Genomic DNA, 22,825 nt, shown 5'->3' on the forward strand with positions numbered 1-22,825 from the left:
CCTCCGGGGTTCAGCGGCCGCCGGCGCGTCAGAGGCCGGACCACACCATCGTCGCGCCGGAGTGCCCCGCGGCGATCACGCCCCACAGGCACGCGACCGTGGCCACCGTCGACAGCACGCCCAGCGCCACGGACCCGACACGACCCGACAGCACCGTCGCCGCCGAGACACGGGCGGCGACCGCCGGGCTCGAGCCCGCCCACACCAGGACGGCCACCACGAGCAGCGCGAGCGACCACAGGAACGTCGCCGTCCCCTGGGCGGAGTGGCCCGCGATCTGCTCGCGCATCCCCTCCATCGAAGGTCGCTGTTCCAGTTTCTCGCCCGATTCCTTCGCGAGGTAGCACGCCATCGCGGCGACCACCGCGAACACGGGGAGCCCTACGCCCAGTCGGGCACGCGCCGCGGGCCACCACGCGGCGACTATGAGAGCGAGCGCGGCCAGCGGCAACAGAACCACCGCGGCATGGACCAACAGCGGATGACTCGGAATTCCCGCGATCTCGGTGAGCACGCACCAATGCTGGCAGAGTGGAGCCCGTGATGCAGACAACTCAGCCAAGCTTCTGCCCCACGCGGCGCGCGGTACTCGCGGCCATTCCCGGTATCGCGATCCTGCCCGTCGCGGTGGCCTGTGGAACGACCTCGAAGACCGACGACTCCTCGTCGGGCTCCACCCCCACCAAGGACTCCGCCGCCGGCGGCACCGCGCCCGGCGGAGGCGCACTGATCCCCGTCGCCCAGGTACCCGTCGGGAGCGCCGTGGTGATCGCTGGTGCGAAGCCCTACGTGGTCGCCCAGCCCACGGATGGCACATTCGTCGCCTTCGACGCGGCGTGCACCCACCAGGGCGCGACCGTCGCGGCGCAGGACGGGCTCAGCCTCGAATGCCCGGCCCACGGGAGCAAGTTCAACGGGGCAACGGGAGCAGTCGAGGGTGGCCCGGCGAAAACAGCGCTGGCCTCGGTCCCCGTGCGCCGCGACGGGGAGAACCTCGTCGTCGGATGACTGCCCGCTGATAGACATGGACCCGGTAGCTACCGCGTTGTAACATTGCGGGAACGTTATTGAATTGGTCTCAGTAGGCAGCCACTGCCGGGACCGTCACCACTTCGACGAGGAGACTCCCGTGGCCAATCCCGAGGCGATCTACAAGGACGTGCTCATCGTGGGCGCCGGACTCGCCGGTATCGACACCGCCTACCGCGTGTCGAACGAGGTCCCGCACTTCAGTTACGCCGTTCTCGAGCAGCGCGCCGAGATGGGCGGCACGTGGGACCTGTTCAAGTACCCCGGCATCCGCTCCGATTCCGACATCTTCAGCCTCAGCTATCCCTTCCTCCCGTGGAAGGGCACAAACCGCCTCGCCAGCGGCCCGGAGATCAAGGCCTACATCGAGCAGGCCGCCGCGAAGTTCGGTATCGACAAGAACATCAGCTTCAACACCAAGGTCGGCACCGTAGACTTCGACTCGAGCACCGACCTGTGGACCGTCACGGCCGTCCGCGACGGCGAGCAGGTCGCCTACCAGTCGCGGTTCCTCGTGGCGTGCACCGGCTACTACAACTACGAGGCGGGCTACGAGCCGCCCTTCCCCGGTGTGGATCAGTTCCAGGGCCAGGTCGTGCACCCGCAGCACTGGCCCGAGGACCTCGAGTACCAGGGCAAGAAGGTCGTGGTCATCGGGTCCGGCGCCACCGCCATCACCCTGATCCCCTCGATGGCCGACGACGTCGAGCACATCACCATGCTGCAGCGCTCCCCCACCTACGTGCTGCCGGTCCCCAACGCCGACCCGCTGACCAAGTTCGGCGCCAAGGTGCTCCCGGCCGCGGCCGCCCACACCATCACCCGCAACGTGAACGCCGTCATCAACGTCGGCCAATACGTCCTCGCCCGATCCTTCCCGAAGACCTCGCGCAAGTTCCTGCGTAAGCTCAACCAGGCCATGCTGCCCGAGGGCTACGACGTGGACGTCCACTTCAAGCCGAAGTACGAGCCCTGGGACCAGCGCCTCTGCGTCGTCCCGAACGGCGATCTGTTCAAGACCATCAAGGACGGCAAGGCCGAGGTGGTCACCGACACCATCGAGACCTTCACCGAGAAGGGCATCCGCCTGACCTCGGGCCGCGAGCTCGAGGCCGACATCGTCATCACCGCGACCGGCTTGCAGCTGCTCGCCTTCGGCGGCGTCGAGGTCAACGTCGACGGAGCTCCGATCAAGCCCAACGACAAGTTCGCGTTCGGCGGTTACATGCTCGAGGGCGTACCGAACTTCGCGTTCATCATCGGGTACACCAACAACTCGTGGACCCTGCGTGCCGACATCTCCGCCCGCGGCATCGCCCGCCTCCTCAACCACATGGTGGTCAAGGGCTATACGCACGTCGAGCCCCAGGTCGGCGGCAAGGTGCTCACCGAGCATCCCGCGCTCGACCTGAGCTCGGGCTACGTGCAGCGTTCGCCCGACGCGATGCCCAAGGCCGCCACCGAGCAGCCGTGGATGATCCGGCACAACTTCGTGCTGGACTCGCTCGACTACCAGCGCTCGCGCGTCGACGCCCCCGAGCTGAAGTTCGGCACCGTCGCGGCGGCGTCGAAGGCGGGCGTCTGATCGCCTGACCCGGAATCGACGAACCCGCCCCCTCTGAGGAGGGGGCGGGTTCTGTCGTCGTGCGGGCCGGGAGGCCCCACGGGTGTGGCTTACGAGCCCGGGACGTAGGTGCCGCCGACGGTGTTGCGCACCACGATCGGCGAGCCGATCGGGAAGTTGTCGTAGAAGTACTTGCCGTTGGCGGTGCTCACGTTGAGGCAGCCGTGGCTCACGTTGGAGACGCCCTGCTGGTTCACCGACCACGGGGCGGCGTGCACGAAGATGCCGCTCCACGACATGCGCGTGGCGTACTCGACGTAGGTGCGGTAGCCCTCCGGGGAGTCGACCGGCACGCCGTACGTGGACGAGTCCATGTACATATCGCGCTTCCTCTCCATGGTGTAGTACGTGCCGTTCGGCGTGGGGTGCTTATTGGTGCCGAAGGACGTCGGCATGGTCTTGACGACCTCGCCGTCGTGCCAGATGGTGATCTGCTTGGTGTTGTCGTCCGCGAGGGCGACCCACCCGGTCTTAGTGGCGACGGGAGGCTCGGGCGAGGCCGCGACGGTCGTGCTCGTCTCGGTGGCGCCCGAGGGCGTCGCCGGCCCGGTGGGGCGCGGGGTGGTCGGGCGCGACGGGGTCGTGGGCGCTGCGCCCGCGACGGCCGCGGAGGCCGTGGCGGCGACGATCGCCGCTGCTGCGCCCGCGCCGAGGCGTGCGAAGCCGCGGCGGTTGACGCCGGTGGGACCGAGGTTCCGGTCAGTCATCGTTGTTCCTCCTGCGGTATCAAGCTTTGCGCACGATTCTACGGGTCGAGAGCGTCAGGTGAAGAAATCCCTGAACCTGAGCTGAGGATCACACCGCTTCCGTTAAGCATCCAATGGATCAGGAAACAGGGCCACCACCTGCCGGTTCTCTGCGCTAGGGCGTCCATCGCGGCCCCGAACCCCGTGGTGACGGCGATTGTCGGAAATACGGGGTCGTGAGCGCTGTGCGCGGCGCCGACGTGCCAGAGGCCGAACGTCAGAGGCCCCGCCACTGCGCCCACCCGCCGTCCGTACGCGGCCACCAGCGCCGGCGTCAGCGACCCGCGGAAGAGCAGTTCCTCCGGCAGCGCGGTGCCGAGGGGGATATCCACGAGGATCCATGTCGCCCGGTCTGACGGTGCCTCCCGCCGCACGGGCCGAACGAGGGCGAGGCCGGCCCCCACGAGCACTCCCCCGGCGGCGACGCCGGCCGCCGTCGGGACGCGCGAGCGGGCGAGGGCGGCGTCGGCGACGCTGAAGGCGAGTGTCGCCGCCGCGCGGGCGTCCCGGTGCCAGCCGAACCGCTCCGCGAGCCGCGGGAGCAGCGCGTTGGACCACGCCACCGCGGCCCCTGCCGCCAGCGCGGGTGCTCCCCGCCGGGCCCGGGTCACTGCATCGTCACCCACGAGCCGAGCGAGCGGAACAGCGTGGCGGAGAAGGGCAGGTCGCCGCCGTACCGCGCCGGATCGCGGGAGACGTCCTCCTGCAGGGCGTGGCTCACCCCGCGCAGTCGCACGTAGTTCGCGTGGGTGCCCGTCATCACGTCGGCGAGGTCCTGCGTGGCCGAGCAGTCGACGGCGACGTCGGCGTCCGAGCAGGTGACGATGTTGTGCTTCTGCGGCGGCAGGGTCATCGCGGTGCGCAGCACGTCGGGCGTCCCCGTGGGAAGCCCGGTCAGGACGGGCTCGATCAGGGCCATCGGCAGAGCCGCGCGTCCGGTGGCGCCGGTGCCCAGCGCGAGAGCCAGTGCTGCGGCGGTGCCATGACCGACGGCGAGCAGCCGGTCGTCGCCCAGGCCGGCGCGCTCGGCGAGCGCCGTGAGGCCCTTGCCCGCACGGTCCAGCTGGGTCGCGTAGTCCGGGACGTCCGACGGTGCGCCGTCGAACCGGAGTGAGGCCACGCCGTGCTGGGCGAGCATCACCGAGAGCTCGCGGGCTGCGATCTGGCCGGCCCGACCCGGGCCGGCGAGGATGAGCGCGGCGCGCAGCCGCTGCGGGTTGCGTGGCGAGACGTACACGGCGGCACCCGCGGTGACGGGCACCTCCACGGTCGACTCGTTCCAGTCCGCGGGCAGCGCCGCGGGTGCCGGCGGCGCGGCCTCCTGCGAGATCACCGGGGTGGGCTTGTCCGACGCGCACGACGCGACGGCGAGCAGCATCGCGAGGAGCACCGCGGCGAACCGCGTCCGGGCGTGGGGCATCGACTTTCCCTCTCGTGGTTCGGCGCGTGGTCAGCGCAGGCGTTCGGCGGCGCGCGCGGTCTCGACGAGCCGGTCCGCGAGCTCGGCGAGTTCGTCCGGCTCGGCGCCCTCGGCGATGGCGGTCCGCACGTCCTCCGCGGCACATCTCACCTCGAACATACGCTCCCCGACCGACTCGGCCTCGTCCGCGGTGAGGACCACCGAATCCGGCGGCAAGGAGGTACCGGCGAGGGCGTTGCGGGCCTCGTAGGCGCGCTGCCGGCAGGACCGGCGGCAGTACTTGCGGGTGCGGCCCGGTCCCTCGGAGACCACCTCGCGTCCGCACCACGCACATGCGGCGGACCTGCGACGGCGAGCGGTGGTCATGGGCCGCAGTCTAGTGAACCGGGTAGACTGGGAATGTTCGGCGTAGGCAAGAGGTTGGGAGAAGCATGGCAGATCGAGTTCTACGGGGCAGCCGCCTTGGCGCGGTGAGCTATGAGACGGATCGGGACCACGACCTCGCTCCGCGCCGGGTGGCGCGGTACCGCACGGACAACGGTGAGGAGTTCGACGTCCCGTTCGCGGACGACGCCGAGCTCCCCGGCACCTGGCTGTGCAAGAACGGGCTCGAGGGCACCCTGATCGACGGGGTCGCACCCGAGGAGAAGAAGGCGAAGCCGCCGCGCACGCACTGGGACATGCTGCTCGAGCGGCGGTCCGAGGGCGAGCTCGAGGAGCTCCTCAAGGAGCGGCTGGACCTGCTCAAGGCGCGGCGCGGTAAGTAACGCGAGGTACGTCCGACGAACACGAAGGGCCCCGGAGTACTCCGGGGCCCTTCGGCGTTCCTGCGGTCCTACTTGCCGCGCAGCTTCTGCAGTTTGCGCTTGCGAGCGCGGAAGCCCCACTTCGGCACCAGGGTGGCCGCCTCCTTGAAGATCGAGCCGCTCATCTTCGAATCGCCGATCACCCGCTCGGTGAAGGTGATGGGCACCTCGACCACGGTGAAGCCGGCCTGCACGGCGCGCCAGGTCAGGTCGATCTGGAAGCTGTAGCCCAGCGACTCCACCTCGTCGAGCCCGAGGCCCTCGAGGGTCTCCCGGCGGAAGGCCTTGTAGCCGCCCGTGATGTCGCGGATGCGGGTGCCGAGCATGATCTGGCTGTAGACGTTGCCGCCGCGGGAGATCAGCTGGCGCGAGAGCGGCCAGTTCACCGTCTTGCCGCCGAAGACATAGCGGGAGCCGATCACCAGGTCGGCGCCGGAGTCGATCGCGGCGAGGTGCCGCTCGAGCTGCTCCGGGGCGTGCGAGCCGTCCGCGTCCATCTCGACGATGACGCGGTAGTCGCGCTCCAGAGCCCATTTGAAGCCCGCGATGTAGGCGCCGCCGAGGCCGTTCTTCTCGGCGCGGTGCAGCACGTGGATCCGGGGATCCTCGGCCGCCAACGAGTCGGCGAGGTCGCCGGTGCCGTCGGGGCTGTTGTCGTCGACCACGAGCACGTCGACACCGGGCTGCGCGCGGTGCAGCCGGCCCACGATGAGCGGCAGGTTCTCCAGCTCGTTGTACGTGGGGATGATCACCAGCGTCTTCGACGACGGCGCTGACGTCTCACTCATGCAGGTTCCTCGGTCCGTGGGCGGGGCTGAAACAGACCTCCATCGTGCCTTATGGCCATCGCGATTCCGCACAGGGTGGCCACGAGCAGCGCGACCTCGCCCCAATCCCCCAGCCGTGCGGCCGGGGTGAGGCCACCGCGCAGGCGGATCGTCTCGACGAGGTGGTCATTGGTCCAGATGCTCGTCTGTCGGGTCACCTTCCCGTCGGGGCGCACCAGGGCACTCACTCCGGTGGTGGCCGCGACCACCACGTCGCGGTCGAGTTCGACGGCCCGGACGCGCGACATGCCGAGCTGCTGGTAGGTCATCCCGGTGCGGCCGAAGGTGGCGTTGTTGGTCGGCACGGTGAGCACCTGCGCGCCGTTCTCGACGGAGCCGCGCAGCGCCCGGTCGAACGCCACCTCGTAACACGTGGCGACCCCGAGTGGCACGTCGTTCGGGCGCACCACGCCGGGCCCGGTGCCGGGCGTGAAGTCGTTCGCGAGGTCGACGTAGTCGCTGAACAGGCGGAAGAAGTCCCGCATCGGCATGGTCTCGCCGAAGGGCTGCAGGATCGCCTTGTCGTGCCGCTCCAGCGGGCCGCTCGCATCGATGAGGATCATGCTGTTGTAGTAGCGGCCGGTGCCGTCGTAGTGCACGGTGCCGACCAGGATCGGGGCGCCCACGTCGGCGGCTGCCGCGCGGATCCGCGCCGCGACCTCCGGGTCGCGTTCCGGCGAGACGTCCGAGGAGTTCTCGGGCCACACCACTACGTCGGGCTGCTTCTGCCGGCCCTCCCGGACCTCCGTCGCGAGTCGGTGGGTCTCGGTCAGGTGGTTGGTGAGCACGGCTTCCCGCTGGGTCGCGACGTCCCAGCGCTGCTCCGGCACGTTCCCCTGGATCGCGGCGATGGTCACGTCGCGCCCCGCCGACGGTGCGCCGACGGCAGGCCAGGCCGCCGCCGCGCCGATTGCGACGAGGGCCGCGGCGGCCGCGGGCAGAACGTACGTCCGACGGTCCGCGCGACGGTACGCCGCGACGCCCGCCGCAGCCAGGCAGGCACCGAGCAGGGCGACGGCGAAGGACAGGCCGGGCGCCCCGACGTACCGGGCGAGGGCTAGCAGCGGACCGTCGGCCTGACTGAAGGCGAGTCGCCCCCACGGGAAGCCGCCGAAGGGGAAGGAGGCGCGGGCCCACTCGGTCACGGAGAACGCGGCCGCGATCCACACGGGGCCGCCGGGGGCGCGGGCCACTCGCGTCGCGATCAGTCCGAAGGCGCCGTAGTAGAGGGCGCAGGTGATGCCGAGCCCGATCCACGGGAGAGCCCCGACCATGGAGTCGATCCACTTGAGCAGCGGGATGAACAGGCCGAGTCCGGCGAGGAAGCCGTAGCCGAATCCGCCGCGCAGTGTCGGGCGCTCGCGGGTGGCGACCACGGTGACGAGCGCCGCCACACCGATCGGCGCGAGCCACCACAGGCCCACGGGCGGGAAGGCGAAGAACAGTGCGACGCCGGCGAGCAGCGCGGCGCCCCCGCGGATCAGGAGCGTCACGCCGCGAACACCGTCCGGCCGTCGACCACGGTGCGCAGGCAGCGGGGCAGGCGGGTGCCGGGCGAGAGGTCAGGCAGGGGCGCGACCCCGGCGCGGGGGTCGGTCGACCAGCGCTGCACGGCGTCCGACGGTGCGCGGACGACCAGTTCGTCGGCGTCCCAGACGGCGAAGGTCGCGGGCGCGCCGGGGACCAGGGTCCCGGCGACGCCGTCGCGGACTCCCCCAGCGCGCCAGGCGCCGCGGGTGGCGGCGGCGAACGCGGCGCGGGGCGAGACGGCGCTGCCCGGTGTGCGGTGCTGCGTCGCGGCACGCAGAGTGGCCCAGGGATCGAGCGGGGTGACGGGCGAGTCGGAGGAGAAGGCCAGCGGCACGGCGTTCTTCGCGAGCAAGGCGAAGTCGTTGAGCGTCGCGGCGCGTTCCGGACCGAGGCGGCGGGCGTACATCCCGTCCGGTCCGCCCCACAGAGCGTCGAACTGCGGCTGCATCGAGGCGTTCACGCCCCAGTCGCCGAGCTTCGCGGCCTCGTCCGGCGTCACCATCTCCGCGTGCTCGACCCGGTGCCCGCAGGAGGCGACCCGCGGCCCGCCGAAGGCATCGACGGCGGCCTCGAAGGCTGCGACGACGCGGGCGACCGCCGCATCGCCGATGGCGTGGAACCCTGCCTGGATCCGGGCCCGGGTGCAGGCCAGGATGTGAGCGGTGACGGCCTCCTGGTCGAGGTACGCCGCGCCGTTCGACGGTGCGTCCGTATACGGCGCGTGCAGCAGGGCGGTGCGGCTGCCGAGCGATCCGTCGACGAAGAGATCGCCGGCCAGGCCGTCTGCTCCCGTGCGGTAGATGATCGCGCGGGCGTGGTCGGCGTCGCGTGCCGCCTCGCCCCAGTACCGACGCACGCGGACTCGGTGGGTCAGGGCGCCGAGGAGCGCGAAGTCGCGCTCCCCCGCGATGTCGGGGCCGCCGCATTCGTGGACGGCGGCGATGCCGACGGCCGACGCGGCGTCGAGGGCCGCGGTCTGCGCGGCGGTGATCTGTGCGTCGGTGAGGGCCTCGGTGGCGGCCGCGCGGACGGCGTGGTGCGCGGCGGCGGTGAGCGGACCGTCGGGCGAGAAGCCTGCGAGGCCCTCCAGGCCGGGCACGAGGGCGCGCAGCGCGGTACTGGCCTGCGCGGAGTGCTCGTCGATGCGGGCCGCGTAGATCACCCGGCGCTCATCGAGGTCGGTCCGCTGCAGCGGGCGTTCCCAGGTGGTGTCGTCCCACCCGCGGGCGATCACTGTGTCGCCGGAGGCGCCGGTCAACGCCGCTCGGACGGCGTCGAACCCGCCGGTGAGGTCGGGGGCGGTGAGCGCGAGGCCCGTTGCGGTGAGGTGCACGTGGGTGTCGACGAAGGCGGGCGCGACGAAGGCGCCGTCGAGGTGGGTGACCTGCGCGTCCGGGTGCAGGGCCCGCGCCGCACGGTCCTCCCCGATCCAGCCGATCACCCCGTTCTCGACGGCGATCGCGGTAGCGGAAGTGGAGGTGGGCGTGTAGATCCGCCCGCCGACGAGCAGTTCGGTGGTCACGGAGGACCAGTCTGCCAACTACGGGGCGGGCGGCAACTCGCGGTACCCCGGGCGCGGTCCCGGGCCGCCCAAGTCGACCACGGGCTCGGCCGGGGTGCGCCGGTCGGTGACCACGTCACCGTCGACGACGGTGCCGTAGCCGCGCGGCTGTCCGGCGAGGACCGTCACCAGGCCGGACTCCTCGACGAAAGATGCGACGCGCTTGGCACCGACGTAGGCGACGGCGGGCCGGACCACCGCGCGCACCGGCTTGACCAGCAGGAGCAGGCCGAGCGCGGTGCTCACGACGCCGGGTACCGCGAGTAGGAAGACGGCGGCCGCGAGGATCGCGGTGTCCATCAGCGCGGGCCCCGCGGACCGCTGCCCGTCGAGGGCCTTCCCGAGGTCGCGGAGCACGCCTGCGGCGGTGCGACGCAGCATGAGCACGCCGAGGACGGTGGCGCCGATCATGGCGAGCACCGCCCAGCCGAAGCCGAGCCAGGACACCAGTCCGGCGAACGCCGCGATCTCCACGACGATGTAGGTCAGGAACGCGAAGAGCTTCATACCGGTACAACGGGCGAACCGGGCGAAAGGTTCCCGGCCCCCTCGCGATTGAACGACGTTTTGGAGAGGAAACCCGCAGGTGGCGTTCTCCAAAACGACGTTCAATCGGGGATCAGCGGTCCTCGAGGTCGCCCTCGGTGTCGAGGTAGGCCTGCTGGACGGCGGCGAGGAGCTCGGGGTCCGGGGACTTCCACAGCTCGCGCTGTGAGGCCTCGAGCAGCCGCTCGGCAATGCCGTGGAGCGCCCACGGGTTGGACTCCTCCATGAACTTCCGGTTCTCGGGATCGAGGACGTAGTTCTCGGTGAGCTTCTCGTACATCCAGTCGGCCATGACACCCGCTGTGGCATCGAAGCCGAACAGGTAGTCGACCGTCGCGGCCATCTCGAAGGCGCCTTTGTAGCCGTGCCGGCGCATCGCCGCCATCCACCGCGGGTTCACGACGCGGGCGCGGAAGACGCGGTTGGTCTCCTCGCTTAGCGTGCGGGTGCGGACCGCGTCCGGCCGCGTGGAGTCGCCGACGTAGGCCTCGGGGTCCGAACCCGTGAGATGACGGACCGTCGCGACCATGCCGCCGTGGTACTGGAAGTAGTCGTCCGAGTCGGCGATGTCGTGCTCGCGGGTGTCGATGTTCTTCGCGGCGACGTTGATCCGCCGGTATGCGGCGCGCATGTCGTCGGCGGCGGGCGCACCGTCGAGCCCACGGCCGTAGGCGTAGCCGCCCCAGGCCGTGTAGACCTCGGCGAGGTCGGCATCGCTGCGCCAGTTCTTCGAGTCGATGAGCTGCAGCAGGCCGGCGCCGTAGGTGCCGGGCTTCGAGCCGAAGACGCGCGTCGTGGCGCGCCGCTGGTCCCCGTGGTCCGCGAGCGCGGCACGGGTGTGCGCGGCGACGAAGTTCGACTCGTCGGGCTCGTCGAGCTGCGCCACCAGCTGCACGGCGTCGTCGAGCATGGCGACGACGTGCGGGAAGGCGTCGCGGAAGAAGCCGGAGATGCGGACGGTCACGTCGATGCGCGGGCGGCCGAGCTCCTCCAGCCCGATGACCTCGAGGCCGGAGACGCGCCGGGACTGCTCGTCCCACACGGGCGTGACGCCGAGCAGGGCGAGGACCTCGGCGATGTCGTCGCCCGCGGTGCGCATGGCCGACGTGCCCCACACCGACAGCCCGACGGACTTCGGGTACTCCCCGTGCTCGCCGAAGTACCGCGCGACCAGCGAGGCGGCCAGCTCCTGCCCCGTCGCCCAGGCGAGCCGCGAGGGCACGGCCTTCGGGTCCACCGAGTAGAAGTTGCGGCCCGTCGGCAGCACGTTGACCAGCCCGCGCAGCGGCGAGCCCGACGGGCCCGCGGGCACGAAGCCGCCGGCGAGCGCGCGCAGGACGTGGTCGATCTCGTCGCCGGTGCGGCGCAGTCGCGGCACGACCTCGGTCGCCGCGAAGTCGAGGATCTTGGCCACCGCCGGGTCGTCGGTGAGGCCGGCCATCGCCGACGGTGCCCAGTCGGCGGCCGCGGCGGCGACGACGAGCTCGCGGGCGCGGGCCTCGAACTCGTCCGTCTTCGCCTTCGACGCGGTGCCGTCCTCCTCCAGGCCCAGCGCCTCGCGCAGGCCCGGCGTGTGCACGGAGCCCGCCCACATCTGCTTGGCCCGGAGCATAGCGAGCACGAGATCCGTCTCCGCGTCGCCCGACGGTGCCGCCCCGAGGATGTGCAGCCCGTCGCGGATCTGGACGTCCTTGATCTCACACAGCCAGCCGTCGACGTGCAGGATCATGTCGTCGAAGGCGTCCTCGTCGGGCTGGTTCTCCAGGCCCAGGTCGTGATCGAGCTTCGCCGCCTGCAGCAGCGTCCAGATCTGCTGCCGGATCATCGGCAGCTTCGCCGGGTCCAGGCTCTGTACGTTGGCGTACTCGTCGAGATGCTGCTCCAGGCGCGCGATGTCGCCGTAGCTCTCCGCGCGGGCCATGGGCGGGATGAGGTGGTCGACGAGCACGGCGTGCGCGCGGCGCTTTGCCTGCGTGCCCTCGCCCGGGTCGTTGACCAGGAACGGGTAGATCAGCGGCAGGTCGCCGAGCGCGGCGTCGGTGCCGCAGGACGCGGACATGCCGAGCGTCTTGCCGGGCAGCCATTCCAGGTTGCCGTGCTTGCCGAGGTGGATCACCGCGTCGGCGCCGAAGCCGTGCTCGCGATCGGCGAGCCACCGGTAGCTCGCCAGGTAGTGGTGGCTCGGCGGAAGGTCCGGGTCGTGGTAGATCGCGACGGGGTTCTCGCCGAAGCCTCGGGGCGGCTGCACCATGACGGTGAGGTTGCCGAAGCGCAGCGCGGCGATCGCGATGTCGCCCGAGCCGGTGGTGAACAGCGAGCCGGGCGCCTCGCCCCAGTGCTCCGTCACGGCGTCGCGCAGGTCCTGCGGGAGCGTCGCGAACCAGGCGCGGTAGGTCACGGGGTCGACGGTGACCTCACTCCCGTCGAGGCGCTCGTCCGAGAGCCAGTCCGGGTCCTGGCCGCCGCGGGCGATGACGGCGTGGATGAAGGCGTCGGAGTCGTCGGCGTCGAGCCCCGGGATGTCCGACGGTGCGCCGACGTCGTAGCCCGCGTCCGCGAGCCGGCGGATCAGTTCCAGAGCCGACTGCGGCGTGTCCAGGCCGACGGCGTTGCCGATGCGCGCGTGCTTGGTGGGGTACGCCGAGAGCATGAGCGCGATCTTCTTGTCCGCGTTCGGGATGGAGCGCAGCCGCGCGTGCCGCAGCGCGAGGCCCGCGACTCGGTCGGCGCGCTCGAGGTCCGGGACGTACGCGGGTAGCCCGTCGTCGCCGATCTCCTTGAAGGAGAAGGGCACAGTGATGATGCGGCCGTCGAACTCGGGGATCGCCACCTGCGTCGCCACGTCGAGCGGGCTGAGGCCGTCGTCGCTGCCCTCCCACTGCTCGCGCGAGGTGGTGAGCGCCAGGGCCTGCAGGATCGGGATGTCGAGCGCGGCGACGCGACCCACGTCCCAAGACTCGTCGTCGCCTCCCGCGGCGGCACCCGCGGCGTTCACGCCGCCCGCGGCCAGCACCGTGACAACCAGGGAGTCGAGCGTGCCGAGCTCGGCGAAGAGAGCGTCGTCGGCGGTCCGCAGCGAGGCGCAGAAGATGGGCACCGCGACAGCGCCGCGCGCGTCGATCGCCGTGGCGAGCGCGTCGATGTAGGCGGTGTTTCCCGCGAGGTGCTGGGCGCGGTAGTAGAGCACGCCGATGCGCGGGCCCTCCTGCGGCGCCGCGGGCCGGTCCACGATCCCCCACTGCGGCGCCGCCACCGGAGGCTCGAAACCGTGGCCGGTGAGCAGCACCGTGTCCGAGAGGAAGTGGTACAGCTGCGCCAGGTTGTCGGGGCCGCCTTCGGCGAGATAGGCGTGCGCCTGGGTGGCGACGCCGGCGGCCACCGTCGAGGCCTCCATGAGGTCGGCATCGGGCGCCTGCTCCCCCGAGACCACGACGACGGGCTTCCCGCTCGCCGCCAGCGCGTCAAGGCCGCTCTCCCAGTACCGGCGGCCGCCGAGGATGCGGACCAGCACGATGTCGGCGCCGTCGAGCAAGTCGGGGAGGTCGAGCTCCACGCTGATCCGCGCGGGATTGGCCCAGCGGTAGTCGGCGCCGCTGGCCTTCGCGCTGAGGAGGTCGGTGTCCGAGGTGGAGAGAAGAAGGATCACCTCACCAACCCTAGTCGGCGCCGCGTCAGACGATCGTGCGCGACTGCAGTCCGTGCAGCGACCACCCGTGCCGGAAGGCTGGCAGTGATCGTCGTGGAGTGAACGGGCTCAGAGCACGGCGCCGTGCATGACTATCCCGGGTGCGGCTGCGTCGACGAGGTCGGTGTTCGCCTCCTCGCCGCCGGCGTAGGCGACGACGCTCGAGGTCTCGATCCGCGTCTCACCGGCGACCCGGATGATGCAGTCGACGGTGAACAGGTCGATACCCGCCTTGGTGACGCGGTCCGCGATCCGGGCGCCCAGCGACGCGACGTCGCCGATGTGGATGGGCTCCACCTGCCGCACCGTCTGCGAGACGTGCAGCAGCCGGCCGACGTTGAAGTCCTCGATCTGCTCCGACAGCAACCGCGCGGCGATCTTGAACACCGGATCGGCCACGATGAGCGGCGGAACGGGCGTGTCCCGCGGGACGACCCGGCTGCTTGCGTAGGGGACGTGCGGGGACCTGGTCGCCCGGCCGTACGACCGCAGCCCCTCCGAATCGACGGAGTAGCAATCGTCCAGCCAGTGGGTGTAGTCGGCGTCGGTCATTCGGCGACTGTAGCGCCCCGCACCACGTCGGGAGCCGCCATCGTCAGGTCGAGCAGGGCCATCATCGAGTGGTAGACGTCGGTGAGCGGGTAGATGTCACGGGCGGCGCGCGCCCGCGCGACCGCGCCCTCGATCGAGCTCATGAAGACGGAGGCGAAGACGAGCGCGCCGCGCTCCTCCACGCCGTAGGCGACGAGCGCGGAGGCGAAGCGACGCTCGCACTCGGTGTACGCGGCGGTGGCGGCGTCCTGCACGCGGGGCGCGCCGTCGGCCAGCGCGGCCGCCAGGAGCGGGCACCCGACCTGGAACTCGGAGCGCACCAGTACCCGCTTCCACAGCTCGATGAACCGGCCGATCCACTCGTGAGGCTCACCCTTGCTGGTCGCGGCGTCGATGTAGCGGAGCAGGCGGCGGCCCGCGAGCGACGTGGACGCCTCGACGAGCTCGGCCTTCCCGCCCGGGAAGTACTGGTACAGCGAGTTCTTCGAGGCCTGCGACTGGGCGGTGAGTTCGGCGAGGCCCGCGTCGGCGAAGCCATGGCGGCCGACGAGGTTGAGCGCGGTGTTGACCAACCGGACCCGAGGGCGGGGACGCGGCTTGGGGGCGGCGGACATCGGGGCCGAACCCTCCTTGATTCGTGAAGAACGACGAACCACCCTTCGGTGGGGTTCGCCACGCGGCGTGGCGGCGCTTGTTTGAACCGCTCGGTTCATGTTACCAATGACGGGTCGATGAACCGAATGGTTCATCCTCGCCGCCCCTTCGAACGGAGTACCTCACGCATGACCGCCCCCGCCCGGATCGCCCCTCCCGCCCCCGCTGAGCAGTCGAACGTCAGCTACCTCGGGATCGGCGCGTACCGTCCGCGGCGCGTAGTGCCCAACTCCGAGATCGTCGACAAGATCGAGTCGAGTGACGAATGGATCAAGACTCGCTCGGGCATCGAGTCTCGGCACTTCGCCGAGGACGACGAGACGATCCTGTCGATGTCGGTGAAGGCCGCCCAGCGTGCGATTACGGCTTCCGGCATCGATCCGCAGTTGGTCGACTGCGTCATCTCGGCGACGAACACCCGCCTGGAGCTGGGCCCCTCGCTCGCCCCGCAGATCGCCAAGGAACTCGGGCGCGTCGGGGTCCCTGCATTCGACATCACTGCCGGCTGCTCGGGCTTCACCACGGCGGCCGCCGTCGGTACCGACCTGATCCGCGCCGGCACCGTCAAGTACGTCGTGGTGGTGGGTGTCGAGCGCCTCTCCGACCTCATCTCGCCCGAGGACCGCACCTGCGCGTTCATCTTCGCCGACGGTGCCGGTGCCGCCGTGCTCGGACCGTCCGAAGAGGTGGGTGTCTCCCAGGTGTCGTGGGGCGCCGACGGCGACTTCACCACCGCGATCTTCCAGGACAAGGACTTCGGCACCTATTTCGACGAGGTCCACGCCTTCCGGGACGACACCACGACCGAGGCGCCCGTTCGTCCGTTCCTGCGCATGGAGGGCCGCAAGGTCTTCCGTTGGGCCGCGACCGCGCTGCTCCCCGCCTGCCAGGAGGCGCTCAAGCTCGCCGGCCTGACCTCGAAGGACATCGACGTCTTCGTGCCGCACCAGGCCAACCTGCGGATCACCCAGGTGCTCATCAAGGCGCTCGAGCTGCGCGACGACTGCGTGGTCGCCGAGGACATCGTGACCACCGGCAACACCTCCGCGGCGTCCATCCCGCTCGCCGTCGAGGAGCTGCTGCGCACCGGCAAGGCGAAGCCCGGCCAGACCGCTCTCGTCATGGCCTTCGGCTCCGGCCTGGCCTACGCCGGCCACGTCATCACCCTGCCGCCGGTCCACTTCGAGGACTGATCGTCCTGCAGCCGAAGCAGCCCGACTCCTGCCCGGGTGTCCTGCGACCGCACACCGCGGCCGACGGTGCCCTGGTCCGGGTCCGGCTGCCCGGCGGCGCGCTCGAACCGGCGCAGCTCGTGGCCCTCGCCGAGCTCGCCGGTGACGAGCCGATCGAACTGACCTCGCGCGGCAACGTCCAATTGCGCGGCGTCGCCGATCTCGACGCCGCCCGCGAACGCCTCGCCGACGCGGGCCTGCTGCCCTCGCCGACGCACGAGCGTGTGCGCAACATCGTCGCCTCGCCGCAGGCCGGCGAGCTCCGGGAGACGGCCGCGGCGCTCGACCGGGCGCTCGTGGCGCGCGCCGCACTCGCCCAGCTCCCGGGGCGGTTCCTGTTCGCCCTCGACGACGGTGCCGGCGACGTCGCGGCGCTCGGTGCGGACGCCGAGTCGCGCGGCGGCGTGCTCCACCTCGCCGGGCGACCGACCGACCTGCCCGGCACCGTCGACGCGCTACTCGACGCCGCGCAGGCGTTTCTCGATCTGCGCGGCGACGAATGGCGCGTGCAGGACCTGCCCCACGGTGCCGACCGCATCGCCGCCGCCCTCGGCGGCGCTGTGATCGGGCCGCGCGCGGTCCCGGCGCCCCCGACGCCGCCTCCGGTCGGCTGGTTCGACCGGGCCGACGGCTCGGTGACCCTCGGGATGGGCGTTCCGCTCGGCCGGCTCGACCCGCGCACCGCCCGGTTCGTCGCCGCCGTCGAGCACCCGATCACGATCACCCCGTGGCGGACGGTGCACCTGCACGGCCTCGACGAGGGCGCCGCCGAGACCGTGGTGAGGGTGCTCGCGCCGATGGGTCTGATCTTCGACGCGAACGCGCCGCTCCTGCGGGTGAGCGCCTGCGTCGGCGACCACGGATGCGTCCGTGCGCAGGGCGATTCGCTCGGCCACGCCGCTGATCTCGCCGGCGACATCGCAGACGACGAACGGGTCCACGTGGTCGCGTGCGAGCGCGGCTGCGGCGCACCGTCGGGCGAACACCGGCGGGTGGTCGTGACCGGCGATCCAGGCGAATAGACTTCCCGGGTGCACGACTACCTCACCGATGGTGCCGAGATCTACCGGCGATCCTTCGCCACGATCCGCGCCGAAGCCGACCTCTCGGCCCTCGCCGCCGACGCGGAGACGGTGGCGGTCCGCATGATCCACGCGGCCGGTCAGGTCGATCTGGATCGTGACATCCGGTTCTCGGCCGGCGCCGTCGCTGCCGGACGCTCCGCGCTGCGCGCCGGGGCGCCCATCCTTGCGGACGCGAACATGGTGGTGCACGGCGTGACCCGCGCGCGCCTGCCCGAGGACAACGAGGTGCTGTGCCTGCTGCGCGATCCGCGCGTGCCCGCGCTGGCCGCCGAGACCGGGAACACACGCAGCGCCGCGGCCCTGCAGCTGTGGGGCGAACGCATGGCCGGCGCGGTGGTCGCGATCGGTAACGCGCCGACGGCCCTGTTCCACCTGCTCGACCTGCTGGCGTCGGGCGCGCCGAAACCCGCGGTCATCGTGGGGATCCCGGTCGGCTTCATCGGCGCCGCGGAGTCGAAGGACGCGCTCGTCGAGGAGGCGGCGGGGCTGGGCGTCGAGTACATCACCGTGCTGGGCCGCCGCGGCGGCAGCGCGATCACGGCGGCGGCGCTCAACGCGCTGGCGCGGGAGGAGGAGCTGTGACGGGGATCCTGTACGGCGTGGGTGTGGGCCCGGGCGATCCCGAGCTGGTAACGGTCAAGGCCGCGCGCCTCATTGCCGAGGCGGACGTGGTGGCCTATCACAGTGCGCGGCACGGCCGCTCGAACGCGCGCGCGTGCGCCGCGCCCTACCTGCGCGAGGGCCAGACGGAGATCCGGTTGATGTACCCGGTGACCACCGAGACCACCGACCACCCCGGCGGCTACCGCGGCGCGCTCGACGACTTCTACGCTGGCGCCGCGGAGCAGCTCGCCGAGCACCTGACGGCGGGGCGGAACGTCGTGCTGCTCGCCGAGGGCGATCCGATGTTCTACAGCTCCTACATGCACATGCACAAGCGACTGCGCGACCGGTTCGAGTGCATTGTGGTCCCGGGCGTCACCTCCGTCAGCGCCGCGGCCGCCGCCACCGGCGTCCCGCTGGTCGAGGCCGACGAGGTGCTCACCGTGCTCCCCGGCACGCTCCCCGAGACCGAACTGCGCCGTCGCCTCGCCGATACGGACGCCGCGGCGATCATGAAGCTGGGCCGGACCTTCCCGACGGTGCGCGACGCGCTGCACGGCGCGGATCGCGACGGCGCGGCCTGGTACGTCGAGCGTGCCAGCCGCGCGGACGAGCGGGTGCTGTCAGTGGCCGACGTGAGCGCCGAGGACGTGCCGTACTTCGCCACGGTGCTGGTGCCCGGCCGGATCAACGCGCCGACGCACGCGCCGCGCGGCGAGGTGGTGGTCGTCGGCCTGGGTCCCGGCGACGAAGCGTGGACCACTCCGGAGGTCCGGCACGAGCTGTCCGAGGCGACGGACATCGTCGGGTATCAGACCTACACCGACCGCGTGCGCCCCCGACCCGGGCAGCGGGTGCACGCCTCCGACAACCGCGTGGAGGCCGACCGTGCTCGGCACGCGCTGGAACTCGCGGCCGGCGGTGCCCGTGTCGCTGTGGTCAGCTCCGGCGACCCCGGCGTCTTCGCGATGGCCTCCGCCGTTGCAGAGGTGGCCGCCGATCCCGCCTTCCACGACGTCCCCGTCCGCGTGCTGCCGGGTATGACGGCGGCGAACGCCGTCGCGAGCCGCGTGGGCGCGCCCCTCGGCCACGACTACGCGGTGCTCTCGCTCTCGGACTACCTCAAGCCGTGGGAGGTCATCGAGGAGCGGCTGCGTTCCGTCGCCGCGGCGGATCTGGCGATCGCCGTGTACAACCCAGCGTCGCGGACGCGCCGCGAACAACTCGTGCGGATGCGCGAGGTACTGCTCGAGGTGCGCTCCCCTGAGACCGTGGTCATCGTCGGGCGCGCCGTCGGCTCGCCCGAGGAGACGCTGACGGTGACCACCCTCGGTGCGTTCGACCCCGAGCAGGTGGACATGCGCTGCCTCCTCATCGTCGGGTCCACGCGCACCGAGGTCACCGAACGCACCGGCGGACGAATCGTGCACACTCCCCGTAAGTACTGACAGAAGGAGACGGATGATGGCGAAGGCGTACTGGATCGCGTTCTACCAGGAGATCAGGGATCCCGAGAAGATGGCGGCGTACGCGGCCCTCGGCGGGCCGGCGATCACCGAGGGCGGCGGGCGCTTCATCGTCCGCGGCCAGGCCGCTGTCGCCTACGAAGCCGGGAAGATCGAGCGCACCACGGTCATCGAGTTCGACAGCCTCGATCAGGCCGTCGCCACGCACGACTCCCCCGCCTACCAGGAGGCCCTCGCCGCCCTTGGTGACGGTGCCGTCCGCGAGATCCGTATCTGCGAAGGCTCCTGACCTGCGCTGACCCGCCGCTGCGGAGCCTGCCCCTCGCAGGGGCAGGCAACCGCGCGTGCAGTGCACCAGACTCGGGGACATGATCGATGAGACCGCCCCGACACTGGCGTCCTTCCTCCGCTCCCGGCGCGCCGCGGTGGACGCCGACGCACTCGGCCTCCCCAGTTACGGCCACCGTCGTGTCCCTGGCCTGCGCCGCGAGGAGCTCGCCGACCTCGCCGGGGTGTCGGTCAACTATCTGACCCGCCTCGAGCAGGGCGCCGCAGACAATCCCTCCGACGAGGTCCTGAGCGCACTCGCTCGCGCCCTGCAGCTGAGCGAGGTCGAGCGCCTCCACCTGTTGGAGCTGGCCCATCCCTCTGGCGAGGGGGCGGCGCCGATCGACCGGCACGGCGCCGGATTCACCGGCGTCCGCCAGCTCGTCGACGCGATGGACACCCCCGCCGTGGTGCTCTCGCGCAATCAGGACATCCTGGCGTGGAACCGCCTCGGCAACGCCGTTCTTGCGCCACACGTCCCGTTCGAGGACCTGCACGCCGATCCGCCGCCGAACAAAGTGCGGCAGACCTTTCTCGATCCTGAGGTCCGATCGCTCTTCGTCGATTGGGAGCTCGAGGCCGAGTTGGCCGTCGCGTCGCTCCGGTGGGTCGCCGCCCAATTCCCCGGCGACGAGGCGCTCCGCGGCCTGCTCGGCGAACTCGTGCTCGACCGCGACTTCGCCCGGCTGTGGGCACTGCAGGCTGTCGAGCTGTGCACCAGTGGCGTCAAGCGGTTCCGCCACCCGTGGGTGGGCCGACTCGACCTCTGCTATCAGATGCTCCACCTCCCCGAGTCCGACGGCGCCCGGATGATCGCGTTCAGCTCCGCACCTGGCAGCGCGGACGACGACGCCCTGACGCTGCTCAGGCACCGCGTCGCTGACTGAGTTCCACACCGTGCTCCCTCACCACCAGGGTCGCCGAACCGGCGCGACCGCTGGCGATACCCGCTTCCCGAAGAACGGACCCCGTCATGCCCCTGCACCCCCAAGCCACCGCCCACCTCGCCGCGGCGGCGAGCGCCGCCCCGCTGCACACGCTGGCCGTCCCCGACGTCCGTCGCGCCCTGCGGGGCTATCTCGATCTGCAGAGACCCCCAGTGGACATCACCCACGTGCAGCACACGTACGTCGTGGGACCAGGATCGTCACTTCCTGTGCGGATCTACCGCGACGGACCGCCCGGCGGGGCGGTCGTCCTGATGCTCCACGGCAGCGGCTTCGTGGCCGCCGACATCGAACTGAGCGACGAACCCGCCAGGCTGCTCGCCCGCGCAACCGGCGCGACGGTGGTCACCGTCGACTACCGGAAGTCCCCGGAACACCCCTACCCCGCCGCCCTCGACGACGCGGCGGCAGCGCTGGACTGGATAGCCTCCGGCGCAATCGACGTCGACGCCGACCGGATCGCCATCGTCGGCGACAGCGCGGGAGGAACGCTGACCGCCGCTCTCGTGCAACGCGTTCGGGACCGCGGTGGGCCTCGGATCGCGGCGCACGCCGTCCTTTATCCGCCCCTGCGCCCCGGCGACTACGACGATCTCGTGCCCGAAGAGGTCGGTCTGTCGCCCGCCGACATGGACTGGTTCTGGCGCCAGTACCTGCCCGACGGCGCCGCGCCGGCGGGCGCCGCGCCCCTGGACGCCACGGACTTCGCCGGGCTCCCGGCGGCCTTCGTCGCAACGGCGGAGTACGACGTGCTGCGAGGCCACGGCCGGCAATACGCAGACGCCCTCCGGGCAGCGGGCGGTGCCGTCGAGTACCTCGACTATCCCGGCACCCTGCACGGTTTCTACTGGATGGACGCCGTGCTCGACGCCGCCACCGACCTCCAGCGCGATCTCGCCACCTGGCTGCGCACAACCCTGAACGGAACCCGATGACCATCACCACGCATCGCCGACTACATCCCGGACTGCTGGCTCTCGCTATGGGCGGCTTCGGCATCGGACTCACGGAGTTCTCCATCACCGGCCTGCTCTCCGACGTCGCGAGCGATCTCGAGGTGAGCATCCCCGCTGCCGGTGGACTTGTCACGGGCTACGCGTTGGGAGTCGTGTTCGGCGCCTTCACCGTGACGCTGGCCCTGGTGTCGCGGCCACCGAAGGTCGCACTTCTGATCCTGCTGGCTCTCTTCGTCGCGGGAAACGCCCTCTCGGCGGCCGGCCCCACCTACGAGCTGGTGATGGCGGGTCGGATCCTCGCGGCACTGTGCCACGGAGGATTCTTCGGGATCGGCGCTGTGCTCGCGGCGCGGCTGGTCACCCCCGACCGCCAGGCGTCTGCCATCGCGCTGATGTTCGCCGGGTTGACCGTCGCCAATGTGCTCGGCGTCCCCGCCGGCACCGCGCTCGGCCACCGATTCGGATGGCGGGCCACGTTCGTCGCGGTCGCCGTGATCGGCCTCGTGGCCATGGCGGCGATCGCCCTACTGGTGCCGAGCGTGCCCGCCGAGACGACGTCAGTGCGGACCCAGCTGTCCGTACTGTTGCGCCCGTCCGTCTGGATCGCCTGCGCTGTCACGGCTCTCGTCTTCGGTGGGCTGTTCGGCGCCTTCACCTACATCGAGCCGCTGCTGCGGTCCGTGACCGGCTTCGGCGCCGGGGCGATCCCCTGGCTCCTCGTCCTGTTCGGCCTGGGCCTGTTCGCCGGCAACCTGGTCGGTGGTCGCGCCGCTGACCGGGACGCCGACCGCGCGCTGCTCACGTTCGCCGCCCTGCTGCCCCTCGCCATCGCGGCGGTCGCGGTGCTCGCCGGCTCGAAGCCGCTCGTCGCGGTCGCGCTCGCCGTGATGGGCCTTATCGGATTCGCGACGGTGCCCGCCCTGCAGCTCCGCGTGCTGCGCAACGCCGGCACCGCGACGCTCATCGCCTCGTCCGCCAACATCGCGGCGTTCAATCTCGGCAACGCCGTAGGTGCACAACTCGGCGGCACGGGTATCGGCCTCGGAGGCGGCCCCACCTCGCCGGTCTGGATCGGCGTCGCGCTCAGCGGCGCGGGCGCCCTGGTGGCCGCCGCGAGCATCGCCGCCGAGCGACGCCGCCGGCGCGCGCCTCGTCCCGGCGTGCGGGTCGATGGTGCGGCGGTCTGAGCCCGCTCGCCGGGTCCCCGGAACAGCGGGGGCGGGCGAGGC

The 22,825-nt window shown here is 71.4% G+C and carries 23 protein-coding genes; 11 read left to right on the forward strand and 12 right to left on the reverse strand.

What is annotated here, in order from left to right:
• Positions 1 to 28 precede the first annotated feature (28 nt).
• On the reverse strand, positions 29 to 514 hold the full coding sequence (locus tag HNP44_RS06810; protein WP_259143605.1) for a DUF2231 domain-containing protein: 486 nt from the start codon (positions 512 to 514) through the stop codon (positions 29 to 31).
• A 29-nt stretch (positions 515 to 543) separates the two neighbouring features.
• Here HNP44_RS06810 and HNP44_RS06815 point away from each other — a divergent pair, with 29 nt between their 5' ends.
• Positions 544 to 1,008 (forward strand): Rieske (2Fe-2S) protein, encoded by a 465-nt coding sequence (locus HNP44_RS06815; protein WP_259143800.1) that lies wholly within the window; start codon positions 544 to 546, stop codon positions 1,006 to 1,008.
• A gap of 121 nt (positions 1,009 to 1,129) precedes the next feature.
• A complete protein-coding gene (locus tag HNP44_RS06820; protein WP_259143603.1) occupies positions 1,130 to 2,614 on the forward strand; it encodes a flavin-containing monooxygenase in 1,485 nt (494 codons plus the stop codon).
• An 89-nt stretch (positions 2,615 to 2,703) separates the two neighbouring features.
• On the opposite strand, the gene HNP44_RS06825 is transcribed toward HNP44_RS06820, so the two are convergent.
• The 4 genes from HNP44_RS06825 to HNP44_RS06840 are packed head-to-tail and all read right to left on the reverse strand — an operon-like array spanning position 2,704 to position 5,185.
• The gene (locus HNP44_RS06825) at positions 2,704 to 3,360 is read right to left on the reverse strand and encodes a L,D-transpeptidase (protein WP_259143601.1); all 657 of its coding nucleotides are present in this window, start codon (positions 3,358 to 3,360) and stop codon (positions 2,704 to 2,706) included.
• Positions 3,361 to 3,398: 38 nt separating this feature from the next.
• Positions 3,399 to 4,025 carry a CPBP family intramembrane glutamic endopeptidase gene (locus HNP44_RS06830; protein WP_259143599.1) on the reverse strand — a complete coding sequence of 209 codons (627 nt, stop codon included), beginning with the start codon at positions 4,023 to 4,025 and terminating at the stop codon, positions 3,399 to 3,401.
• The gene (locus HNP44_RS06835; RefSeq protein WP_259143598.1) at positions 4,007 to 4,819 is read right to left on the reverse strand and encodes a hypothetical protein; all 813 of its coding nucleotides are present in this window, start codon (positions 4,817 to 4,819) and stop codon (positions 4,007 to 4,009) included. The genes HNP44_RS06830 and HNP44_RS06835 overlap by 19 nt, the downstream gene beginning before the upstream one ends.
• A gap of 30 nt (positions 4,820 to 4,849) precedes the next feature.
• Entirely contained in the window at positions 4,850 to 5,185 is a 336-nt protein-coding gene (locus tag HNP44_RS06840; protein WP_259143596.1) for a hypothetical protein, read from the reverse strand.
• 65 nt (positions 5,186 to 5,250) lie between these two features.
• Between HNP44_RS06840 and HNP44_RS06845 the strand changes: the two genes are divergently transcribed.
• Complete coding sequence (locus HNP44_RS06845; protein ID WP_068534369.1) at positions 5,251 to 5,586, forward strand: RNA polymerase-binding protein RbpA; 336 nt, start codon at positions 5,251 to 5,253, stop codon at positions 5,584 to 5,586.
• Between the two features lie 68 nt (positions 5,587 to 5,654).
• Here the strand turns inward: HNP44_RS06845 and HNP44_RS06850 are convergent, their stop codons facing one another.
• The 7 genes from HNP44_RS06850 to HNP44_RS06880 all read right to left on the reverse strand — a co-directional run bounded on the left by HNP44_RS06850 (position 5,655) and on the right by HNP44_RS06880 (position 14,940).
• Positions 5,655 to 6,413, reverse strand: a complete 759-nt coding sequence (locus HNP44_RS06850; protein WP_259143594.1) for a polyprenol monophosphomannose synthase — start codon at positions 6,411 to 6,413, stop codon at positions 5,655 to 5,657.
• Positions 6,410 to 7,945, reverse strand: a complete 1,536-nt coding sequence (gene lnt / locus HNP44_RS06855; protein ID WP_259143593.1) for an apolipoprotein N-acyltransferase — start codon at positions 7,943 to 7,945, stop codon at positions 6,410 to 6,412. The genes HNP44_RS06850 and lnt overlap by 4 nt, the downstream gene beginning before the upstream one ends.
• A complete protein-coding gene (locus tag HNP44_RS06860; RefSeq protein ID WP_259143592.1) occupies positions 7,942 to 9,504 on the reverse strand; it encodes an amidohydrolase in 1,563 nt (520 codons plus the stop codon). The genes lnt and HNP44_RS06860 overlap by 4 nt, the downstream gene beginning before the upstream one ends.
• 18 nt (positions 9,505 to 9,522) lie before the next feature.
• The gene (locus tag HNP44_RS06865; RefSeq protein WP_259143591.1) at positions 9,523 to 10,050 is read right to left on the reverse strand and encodes an FxsA family protein; all 528 of its coding nucleotides are present in this window, start codon (positions 10,048 to 10,050) and stop codon (positions 9,523 to 9,525) included.
• 112 nt (positions 10,051 to 10,162) lie between these two features.
• The gene (cobN, locus tag HNP44_RS06870) at positions 10,163 to 13,735 is read right to left on the reverse strand and encodes a cobaltochelatase subunit CobN (RefSeq protein ID WP_259143590.1); all 3,573 of its coding nucleotides are present in this window, start codon (positions 13,733 to 13,735) and stop codon (positions 10,163 to 10,165) included.
• A 108-nt stretch (positions 13,736 to 13,843) separates the two neighbouring features.
• Positions 13,844 to 14,326, reverse strand: a complete 483-nt coding sequence (locus HNP44_RS06875) for an FAS1-like dehydratase domain-containing protein (RefSeq protein WP_259143589.1) — start codon at positions 14,324 to 14,326, stop codon at positions 13,844 to 13,846.
• Positions 14,323 to 14,940, reverse strand: coding sequence for a TetR/AcrR family transcriptional regulator (locus HNP44_RS06880; RefSeq protein WP_259143588.1), 618 nt, complete (start codon positions 14,938 to 14,940; stop codon positions 14,323 to 14,325). Before HNP44_RS06880 ends, HNP44_RS06875 begins: the two co-directional genes overlap by 4 nt.
• A 168-nt stretch (positions 14,941 to 15,108) precedes the next feature.
• Here HNP44_RS06880 and HNP44_RS06885 point away from each other — a divergent pair, with 168 nt between their 5' ends.
• The 8 genes from HNP44_RS06885 to HNP44_RS06920 all read left to right on the forward strand — a co-directional run bounded on the left by HNP44_RS06885 (position 15,109) and on the right by HNP44_RS06920 (position 22,783).
• Positions 15,109 to 16,173 (forward strand): beta-ketoacyl-ACP synthase 3, encoded by a 1,065-nt coding sequence (locus HNP44_RS06885; RefSeq protein ID WP_259143586.1) that lies wholly within the window; start codon positions 15,109 to 15,111, stop codon positions 16,171 to 16,173.
• Between the two features lie 41 nt (positions 16,174 to 16,214).
• Positions 16,215 to 17,234 (forward strand): precorrin-3B synthase, encoded by a 1,020-nt coding sequence (locus HNP44_RS06890; RefSeq protein ID WP_445515063.1) that lies wholly within the window; start codon positions 16,215 to 16,217, stop codon positions 17,232 to 17,234.
• Between the two features lie 9 nt (positions 17,235 to 17,243).
• On the forward strand, positions 17,244 to 17,879 hold the full coding sequence (locus HNP44_RS06895; RefSeq protein ID WP_259143585.1) for a precorrin-8X methylmutase: 636 nt from the start codon (positions 17,244 to 17,246) through the stop codon (positions 17,877 to 17,879).
• Entirely contained in the window at positions 17,876 to 19,348 is a 1,473-nt protein-coding gene (locus HNP44_RS06900; RefSeq protein WP_259143583.1) for a precorrin-2 C(20)-methyltransferase, read from the forward strand. Before HNP44_RS06895 ends, HNP44_RS06900 begins: the two co-directional genes overlap by 4 nt.
• Before the next feature lie 16 nt (positions 19,349 to 19,364).
• A complete protein-coding gene (locus HNP44_RS06905) occupies positions 19,365 to 19,655 on the forward strand; it encodes a DUF1330 domain-containing protein (RefSeq protein ID WP_259172117.1) in 291 nt (96 codons plus the stop codon).
• 79 nt (positions 19,656 to 19,734) lie between these two features.
• Complete coding sequence (locus HNP44_RS06910) at positions 19,735 to 20,580, forward strand: helix-turn-helix domain-containing protein (RefSeq protein WP_259143579.1); 846 nt, start codon at positions 19,735 to 19,737, stop codon at positions 20,578 to 20,580.
• Positions 20,581 to 20,666: 86 nt separating this feature from the next.
• The gene (locus tag HNP44_RS06915) at positions 20,667 to 21,575 is read left to right on the forward strand and encodes an alpha/beta hydrolase (protein ID WP_259143577.1); all 909 of its coding nucleotides are present in this window, start codon (positions 20,667 to 20,669) and stop codon (positions 21,573 to 21,575) included.
• A complete protein-coding gene (locus HNP44_RS06920; RefSeq protein WP_259143575.1) occupies positions 21,572 to 22,783 on the forward strand; it encodes an MFS transporter in 1,212 nt (403 codons plus the stop codon). Before HNP44_RS06915 ends, HNP44_RS06920 begins: the two co-directional genes overlap by 4 nt.
• Positions 22,784 to 22,825: the final 42 nt, after the last annotated feature.

This window comes from Tsukamurella ocularis (genome assembly GCF_024807615.1).
Classification (GTDB): domain Bacteria; phylum Actinomycetota; class Actinomycetes; order Mycobacteriales; family Mycobacteriaceae; genus Tsukamurella; species Tsukamurella ocularis.